Origin of the sequence: Stieleria sp. (genome assembly GCF_041595215.1) — a bacterium.
Classification (GTDB): Bacteria; Planctomycetota; Planctomycetia; order Pirellulales; family Pirellulaceae; genus Stieleria; species Stieleria magnilauensis.
This window is the reverse complement of sequence record NZ_JBFHKV010000298.1, coordinates 1-8,350: the sequence shown is the minus strand read 5'-3', so window position 1 is coordinate 8,350 and position 8,350 is coordinate 1. Positions and strand designations below refer to the sequence as shown.

5 protein-coding genes and 2 pseudogenes are annotated in these 8,350 nt (G+C 60.6%); 2 read left to right on the top strand and 5 right to left on the bottom strand.

Annotation, left to right across the window (positions count from 1 at the left end):
- From ABX749_RS13390 to ABX749_RS13380, 3 genes and pseudogenes are all read right to left on the bottom strand, one after another.
- Positions 1–375 (bottom strand): annotated as a pseudogene (locus tag ABX749_RS13390) (hypothetical protein); the annotation flags it as partial.
- A 27-nt stretch (positions 376–402) separates the two neighbouring features.
- Positions 403–1,782 (bottom strand): lactate utilization protein B, encoded by a 1,380-nt coding sequence (locus ABX749_RS13385; RefSeq protein ID WP_145208258.1) that lies wholly within the window; start codon positions 1,780–1,782, stop codon positions 403–405.
- Between the two features lie 75 nt (positions 1,783–1,857).
- Complete coding sequence (locus ABX749_RS13380; protein WP_145208261.1) at positions 1,858–2,613, bottom strand: (Fe-S)-binding protein; 756 nt, start codon at positions 2,611–2,613, stop codon at positions 1,858–1,860.
- A 255-nt stretch (positions 2,614–2,868) separates the two neighbouring features.
- Here ABX749_RS13380 and ABX749_RS13375 point away from each other — a divergent pair, with 255 nt between their 5' ends.
- Positions 2,869–4,149 carry an aminotransferase class I/II-fold pyridoxal phosphate-dependent enzyme gene (locus ABX749_RS13375; protein ID WP_372896421.1) on the top strand — a complete coding sequence of 427 codons (1,281 nt, stop codon included), beginning with the start codon at positions 2,869–2,871 and terminating at the stop codon, positions 4,147–4,149.
- 818 nt (positions 4,150–4,967) lie between these two features.
- Here ABX749_RS13375 and ABX749_RS13370 read toward each other — a convergent pair.
- Both ABX749_RS13370 and ABX749_RS13365 read right to left on the bottom strand, forming a co-directional pair.
- Positions 4,968–6,791: a tetratricopeptide repeat protein gene (locus tag ABX749_RS13370; RefSeq protein WP_372896420.1), complete on the bottom strand. Its 1,824-nt coding sequence runs from the start codon at positions 6,789–6,791 to the stop codon at positions 4,968–4,970.
- 92 nt (positions 6,792–6,883) lie between these two features.
- Positions 6,884–7,372, bottom strand: coding sequence for a hypothetical protein (locus ABX749_RS13365; protein ID WP_372896419.1), 489 nt, complete (start codon positions 7,370–7,372; stop codon positions 6,884–6,886).
- A gap of 398 nt (positions 7,373–7,770) precedes the next feature.
- Between ABX749_RS13365 and ABX749_RS13360 the strand changes: the two are divergent.
- A pseudogene (locus ABX749_RS13360) lies at positions 7,771–8,350 on the top strand (hypothetical protein); the annotation flags it as partial.

Here is an 8,350-nt window from a genome sequence, read left to right as displayed (position 1 = left end):
CGATCCGTTTTCGGCGACCATGAATTCACCGCGGGCGATCGTCCAATCGACCGTTGACAAGTCGTGGGGATCTTCGATTTGCGTGGCGTCGATCGTCCCGGCGATGGATTCGGGCGTCAACGAAACGATGCGGGTCGCCGTGCGGAACACATCGATCTCCTCCAGCTGCGCGCGGACGTCGCCCTGTGAATCGACTTGGTGTGCCTGACCCCCGACCATCGCCAGCATTTCGACAAATTTGTCGATCGGTTGATCGAATTGGATCACGCGATCCACATCAACATCCGGCAACGGCGGGATGTCGACATGTTTGGTGTTGATGCGATCCAGGATCCCCTGCCGCGCGTCGGTGTCGGCGAGTGTCGGTTTCATCATCTCGATTCTCAGTATTTCCGATGGCTCTCAGTGGTTCCGATGGCGTCGATGCCATTGGTGAAAACTTTCTTTGGGAGGCTCGGGAAGCTCGCGAGCGATCGTCCAGACGTTCAAGCGATTGTGGGTGGCCCAACGCGGCAGCACCCGCAGCGCGAAGCGGCCGACTTTGCCGACCAGCCGAAACAGTGCGGGAAAGCGAAACAGATACGAGGCACAGCGCATCGAGAGCCGTTTGGAGAGCGGCAACAACTTTTTGCCAACCAGTTCCCCGCGCCACGCCAGCAATTGGTGGTGCAGCGGAATTTTGACCGGGCAGACATCGCTGCACGAACCGCACAAGCTGCAGGCGTACGGAAGACTCTTGTAGGAATTCTGGTCACGGGTCGGCGACAGCACGCTTCCGATCGGGCCGGGCACGGTGGCGCGATAACTGTGCCCGCCGCTGCGTCGATAGACGGGGCAGGTGTTCATGCACGCGCCACAGCGAATGCAATGCATCGCGGCGCGAAACGTTTCGCTCTCACGCAATCGGCTGCGGCCGTTGTCGACCAGCACAATATGCAGTTCGCTGTTTTCGTCGCGGGGGCCATTGAAGTGCGACGTGTAGCTGGTGATCGGTTGGCCGGTGGCCGAGCGAGCGAGCAAACGCGTGAACACGCCGAGATCGCGTTGTCTCGGCAACAGTTTTTCGATGCCCATACAGGCGATGTGCACCCGCGGCAGCGACGTTCCCAAATCCGCGTTGCCTTCGTTGGTGCAGACGACCAGTCCACCGGTTTCGGCGATGGCAAAGTTGACGCCGGTGATGCCGATTTCGCCGGCGAGAAACTTGTCTCTCAAGTGCCCGCGTGCCGCTTCGGCCAAGTACTTCGGATCCGATGCCCCTTCGTCGGTCCCCAGGTGTTTGTGAAACGTATCGCCGACCTCTTCTTTTTTGATGTGAATGGCCGGCAACACGATGTGGCTGGGGGTTTCGCCACGCAGTTGAACAATCCGTTCTCCCAAGTCCGTGTCGACGACATCGATGCCGTTGTCTTCCAAGTAGTGGTTCAACCCGCACTCTTCGGTCAACATCGATTTGCTTTTGACGATCCGTTTCGTCTTGTGGTCGCGAAGGATGCGGAGCACGATTTCGTTGTGATGGTCCGCGTCGCGAGCCCAGTGGACGACCGCGCCGCGGGCGGTCGCGTTGCGTTCGAATTCTTGCAGGTAATGCGCCAGATTGGCGATCGTGTGCGTTTTGATTCCCGATGCGGTCTCGCGCAAGTATTCCCATTCGGGCAACGAGGCGGCTTGCTTGTCGCGTTTGCTGCGAACGAACCACAGGGCTTGGTCATGCCAGCGCGACCGGTTCGGGTCGTTGACGAATTCCTTGGCAGCGGCCGGATGCTGGACGATCGGGAGCATGGTAGCGGGTGGCTGAAGTGATTTTGGGAAAAGGTATTGCGTAGTTGTTGGTCAGTCGCCAATCGGGTCACCGACTCACGCCGCGCCGAGCGGCCGCCCGGACAGGATTTGGGCGACGTGCATGACTTGAATCGGATTTTTTTCTCGGCGAATCAGGCCTTGCAGATGCATCAGACAACTCATGTCCGCCGACGCCAGCACCTCGCTGCCCTTGTCGCAGTGATCGGCGATGCGGGCGCGGCCCATTTCGGCCGACACGTCCGCTTCATTGACCGCAAACGTCCCGCCGAAACCACAACAATCGTCGGGACGATCCGGTTCGACCCACTCGATGCCTTCGACCAGATTCAACAGCTTGCGGACTTTGTTCTCACGCGGCGTCATCGATTCACTCGATTGGCCGAGCCTCAATTCGCGTAACCCGTGACAACTTTGGTGCAGCGAGACCCGGTGCGGGAACTTGACGTCCAGGTGGGTGACGCCGACGACATCGTGCAGGTACTCGCACAATTCATAGGTTTTGGACGTGACGTGCTGAAATTTCGCGTCCTCGGGATCGAAATAGGCGGCGTAGTGATTGCGGACCATCGACACGCACGATCCGGAGGGACAGACCACGGCTTCGAAATCAGCGAACAGGTCGACCAGACGCCGGGCCACGGGCGCCGTGTCGGTCTCGCAGCCCGTGTTGGCCATCGGCTGGCCGCAACAGGTCTGGCCGTCAGGATACGCCACATCGACCCCCAATCGTTCCAACAATTCAAGCGTCGCAATCGCCACGTCTGGATACAACTGATCGATGTAGCAGGGGACAAACAGTGCGACAGTCATGAATCAGGGGCGATTGGGAGTGAGGAAGAGGCAGACAAGACGAGTGAACGCGATCAGTATAGTAACCAAATGCGACCGGTTTGTTCAGCACGGTCCTGTGCGCGGCCCCCCAATTCCGCGGCCGACGTGACGATTCGGAGGCCGAATCCCACGTTCTTCGGAACAATCTGGGCGAACCCCTGGGAGGAAACGCGTTTCTGATCGACAATGGGGCGATCGTCAGTTCTTCCCCGGCGCAGTAACGGTTTGGCCAAAATGAGTGACACAGCCAGTCTCGATGATTCCAGTCTCGATGATTCTCCCAATATCGACGCACCCGCGATTGATGCGCCGACGACCGATCCCGTCCCCGCCCCGTTCGAGGTCAAGTTCGCCTCGCGCGTCGATCGCTTGCCCCCCTACATGTTTGGCCGCATCAACAACTCGCTGTACCAAAAACGGCGTGCCGGCGACGATGTGATCGACCTGGGGATGGGAAATCCCTCCGACCCGCCCGACCCGATCGTGATCCAAAAACTTCACGACGCGTCGTCGGATCCCGGCAACCACGGCTACAGTAAATCCAACGGCATCGCCAACTTGCGGCGGGAAGTCGCGGGAAAATACTATCGCAAGTACGGGGTGCGGCTGGACCCCGATTCCGAGATCATCTCCTGCCTGGGCAGTAAAGAAGGGTTCTCGCACATGTGTCTGGCCCTGATGGGACCGGGTGACACCGCGATGATCCCGTCGCCCTATTTTCCCGTTCACATGTACGGCGTCATCTTGGCCTCGGGCAATGTCGTCGCCCTCGACGTGGCCGACCCGGACAAATTCTTGCGGAACGTGGCGTACACGTGCGAGAACATGATGCCGGCGCCCAAGGTCTTGATCGTCAATTACCCGCACAATCCCAGTTCGGCGGTGATCGAGCCCGACTTTTTTGTGGAAGTCGTGCGGCTGGCGAAAAAGTACGGGTTCATGGTCATCCACGACTTCGCCTACGCCGACGTCGCCTTCGACGGTTATGTCCCGCCGAGTTTCCTGGCCGCGGCCGGTGCCAAGGACGTCGGTGTGGAATTCACGACGATGAGCAAGGGTTACAACATGGCCGGCTGGCGGGTCGGATTCTGTGCCGGCAACGCGGACATGGTTCGCGGCTTGGGGACCATCAAGGGCTATTACGACTACGGGATGTTCCAGGCGATTCAGATCGCCGCGATCGTCGCGCTGCGAGAAACCGAAGCGAACGTCGAAAAGCAATCCGAAATCTACCAGGGTCGCCGCGACGTGCTGGTCAACGGTTTGCGTCGACTGGGCTGGAAAGTCGAACCGCCCAAGGCCGGCATGTTCGTCTGGGCGGAAGTCCCCGAGCCGTGGCGGAGCGCCATGAGCACGATGGATTTTGCGATGAAATTGCTCGAAGAAGGCAACGTCGCCGTCAGCCCCGGCAGCGGATTCGGCGCCGCCGGCGAAGGTTTCTTGCGGATGTCTCTGGTCGAAAACGAACACCGCCTGCGACAAGCCGTCCGACAGATCAGTAAATGCTGGGGGTAGGGCATGCTGTGCATGCCAAACGCCCAAGTAGGGCATGCTGTGCATGCCGGACACCCAAGTAGGGCATGCTGTGCATGCCGGACGTCCTCTGGTATTGCATCCCGAAGGGATTGCTGCGAGTAGCCGGAGGTCAGCGCAGCGAACACCGCCGGAGTAAAACCAGCGCCCTGCCACGCCCCCGAGGGGCAACGCTGTGAAGCATTGATTCCCTCCGTTTTACGAGGTGATAGCGGCAGGGCGCAAGCCCTCCGGTCCCTCATCGTTCCCGAAATACCGGAGGGCTCGCGTCCTACCGCTAACAAGAAACACCTCGTTGCGTGCCAATGGAGAGCGCCAGCGAATCCACTATCCCGAAGGGATTACAGCGAGTAGCCGGAGGTCAGCGCAGCGCCACCTCCGGGAAGCCCGTCGCGAATTCTCACCGACCCCGCCGGGGTCGCAGCGAATCGATTCGCCGGCGCTGCGGCAGTCCGCGATTTTGAAAGAGTTGATCGAGATGCTGATTCACTCGGGATAGCAGGCCGGGTCCGAGGGCTCGGGCATGATTTGCTTCGACACCCTTCGGGGTCGCGTCGGGACGGGGGACCGGACGTCCAGAGGTGTCGCCGCGCTCACCTCCGGCTACTGGCTTTGACGCCCTTCGGGGTCAGGCCACCGACATTCGGCTCACGGTGTTAGCGGAACGGCGCGAGCCGTCCGGTTTGAACCCGAAAGACCGGAGGGCTCGCGCCCTGCCGCTAACACGAAACAACTCGTTGGGTGTCAATGGAGAGCGCCAGCGAATCCGCTATCCGAAGGGATTGACATCACGCCACGATTCAGGTGTCGATCAAATCTTCGGGCGACAGAATCGGGACGGCGTTTTCTTCGGTCTCTTGTTTCTCGCGCCAAGGTTTTCCGGCACGGTACTGCTGCAGTTCCTCTTCGAGTTGTTGGAGCTGTTCGTGCTCTTGTGCCTTGCCGACTTCGACGGCCTTGCTGCTCCACTCGATCGCCTTTTCAAAGTTCCCCATCTCGGCATAGCCTGCCGCGAGCGTGCTGAGGATGTGGGGTTCCTTTCCGTCGGTCAGTTCGACCGCGCGCTCACCCAATTCGACCGACCGGGCACCGTCGCGGACGCTGTCTTGGGGACTGGTGGCGAGGACCCAGGCGAGGTTATTCAAGATTCCCGACAGGTCGTAGTTGGTTGAATCGTCACCGGCGACTTTGATGGCCCGTTCGTAATCCTCGATCGCTTTGTCGTGATCACCGACCGACAGATAGGCGTCGGCTCGTGAACGGAGGACGGAAACGTTGGTCGGATCGCGATCCAAGATCGACGACAGCACCTCGATCGCCTGACGCGGCCGCTCGTCTTGCAGGTACAGGTTGGCCAATTGCAGTTTGCGGCCGTCGTTGGTCGGATCGCGATCGATCAACGTTTTCATTTCGTTGATGGCGTCGGCCATGCGGCCTTCTTCGATTGCGATCAGGCAGCGGACGAAGATCGCCTGTTCGGCCGCGGCGACTCCGGGCGCGATCCGCTCGGCGGCCCGCAAGTCATCTTTGGCGGCTTGTAGATTTTTGCGTGCGACGGAGATCTCGGCGCGCTGCAGCAAGGAAATCGGATCTTGGGGTTGCATCGCGAGCGCCTTGTTCAGGTCGGCCAATGCCTCCTCTTCTTTCAGCTGCATCCGGTACAGGATCGCCCGCATGCGGTACAGCCCTTCGCTGGGTTTGGCTTCGAGTGCTTTGCTGAGCAATTCCAATGCATCGTCGACGCGGTCGAGATCGGCAAGCTTTTGCACGACGGTTTGCGCGACTTGCAAGTTGGTCGGGTCTTCGGCGAGCACCCGTTCCATGTCTTCGATCGCCCCGGCGACGTCTTGGTTTTGCAGCCGAACCGCCGCGCGAGCCTGCAACGCCTCGCGATTCTTGGGATCATCCTTGATAGCGGCATCCAAATCGGCCAGACGCTTGTCTTCGTTTCCGGGTCCCCAAGTCAACGCGCGCAGCAAATACGCGGCGCTGCGTTCGACGGGATTGTCGGCCAACAGATCGATCGCGCTGGAGGTCGCTGCGGTGATGGCGTCTTTGTCGCCACCGGGCAGCATGTTCAGGCGAGCGACCAGAAGATGGGCTTCGACAAGTTCGGGGTCATTTTTCAGGGCGTCTTCGAGCGTCCGCAGGGCCTCGTCACGCAACTGGATGGCGCGGTTGCGATTGCCGGCGGTTTGGCCCATCGCGGCGATCAGCTGCTGACTTTTTTGCAACAGCACCGAGCCTAACATTTTTTTCGCGAACGACGCGTTTTCACCGGAAAGTCCTTTCTTGATCGCCGTTTGCAGCAAACGTTCGACCGCCTCCAGTTCACGGGCGCTCTTGGCGTCGAATCGCAAGATCGCGGCCTCGTCCAGTTCGTCCTGTCCGGCATCGATGCCGTCGGCTGCATCAGCTGCGTCGGCCGCGGGCTCCGTCTCGTCGGCGGCCTCGGCTTGAGGCGTCTCGGCTTGCGTGCCAGCGTCCGGCGAAGCAGGCTCACCCGTCTGCGGGGATTCCTCGGCCGCCTGTTGAGAAAACGCGGGGGAGGGAGCGAACAAGAGCGAGCCGCTCAGGCACAGCAAGGCGAGCAGCGTAAGGTGCTTGGAAGACGATCGTATCATCGGCGTAGGCTCGTGCGGGGTTGAGGTAAGACCCCTTCATTATGCCGTGCCGGCGAATCGATGCGTAGATGAGCTTGGCAAGAATCGCTCGATCAGGCCGACAATTCGGCCGACTCTCGCTTTTCCGCGGCCTCTGTCATCAGCTTCAATTCGTTTTCGAGTTCTTCGCAACGATTCTTCAAGCGGATGTGTTCTTCGTAGAATCGATTGAAATCCGTTGCCGTTTCCTGCCAAAAATCGCAGGGCCGGAATCGCAGCTTCATCGCCCGTCCGCCGTCGGCCAATTCATTCAAGATGCCGCGCAGGCGTAACATCGGGCCGGCGAAGCGATGGCTGAGTTTGACGATGTCCCAGACGTACACCGGATACAACATCAACATGACGCACAACAACGGTGCCTGGGCGCCGAACGACCGCGCGATCATCTGTCCGAACGTCTGGTTGCCGGGGGCGTAAATCATCTGGACGCCAATGCCGATCGCCAGCAATGCCAGGATGGTCAGCGACCAATGCATCGACATGCGGCGGATAATGGACCACTGGACCGGGGGATCGATCAGAAATCGGTTGCGTTGCGACATAAGTGAATTTCCGGTTCGCGGACGGTGCGACTGGCGTACGGAGGTGTGGTTTGGGGACAAGCTTACAATCGCTAGCTCGCGGTCTTTCCATCGCTAGCTCGCGGACTTTCCAACGCTAGCTCGCGGTAGGCGGCACCGCGCCGAAACGGGCACAATTCCACGTGAGGGATAGGGGCCATCGAAAACTTCGTCGCCGGAAAACTCAACGCAGCCCCGACAACCGAGTCAGACGGATCCGGTCCACCGCAATTTGCACGCTCCCGCTCGCTCGACGACCAGGAATCGCGAGGAATTTGCCGATTAATCGTCTTGTGAACTGCATTTCCGAAAACGGGATCGGCGTCGCTTCGTCGCCCGATTTTCACTTCGCGACCCTGTCACGGATGACGAGTCGGCTCATGCCAGGCAAATCAAATCAACAGCGACCCACGCCTCTCGATCCGCCCCGTCCGCGTCGAGTGACCCGACGAAAGCGTCTGGCAACCGCCGCGGCTGTGACGCTGGCGGCGCTGGGTCTGGCCGCGGCCAATCAGACGCTGCCCGACGCCCACGCCGATCATCCCGCAACGATGCAGCGGCTGGGGCGATTACTCGGCGTCGGTTGGGGCGATGGATACCACGTCTGTCGCGACGGCGGATTTCGCCCCGGGGCCGATCTGCCGCCGCATGGCTATCCCGATCAATTCGGTCACGCCAGTTGCCGCGACGGCTGCGGCCAAATCTATCCGCCGGGCACCGGGCTGTCCCAAGTCCACAGCGGCCTGCCCCATCTGCTGACCGGCCTGCCGAGTCTGCCGGCCGTTTCGGGGCCCGTCGTCTACCCGAGCGGCGTCGCTCCCTGCAACGACGAAGGATGCGACGCGTCAATTCTCCCGTCCGGCAATCCCCCGGCGTCGTGCGACGATGTGGGCTGCGATACCGCCCTGGACTCGCTCGATTTCACCGCCACCGGCAATTCGGCCGACGACACGGGATTGG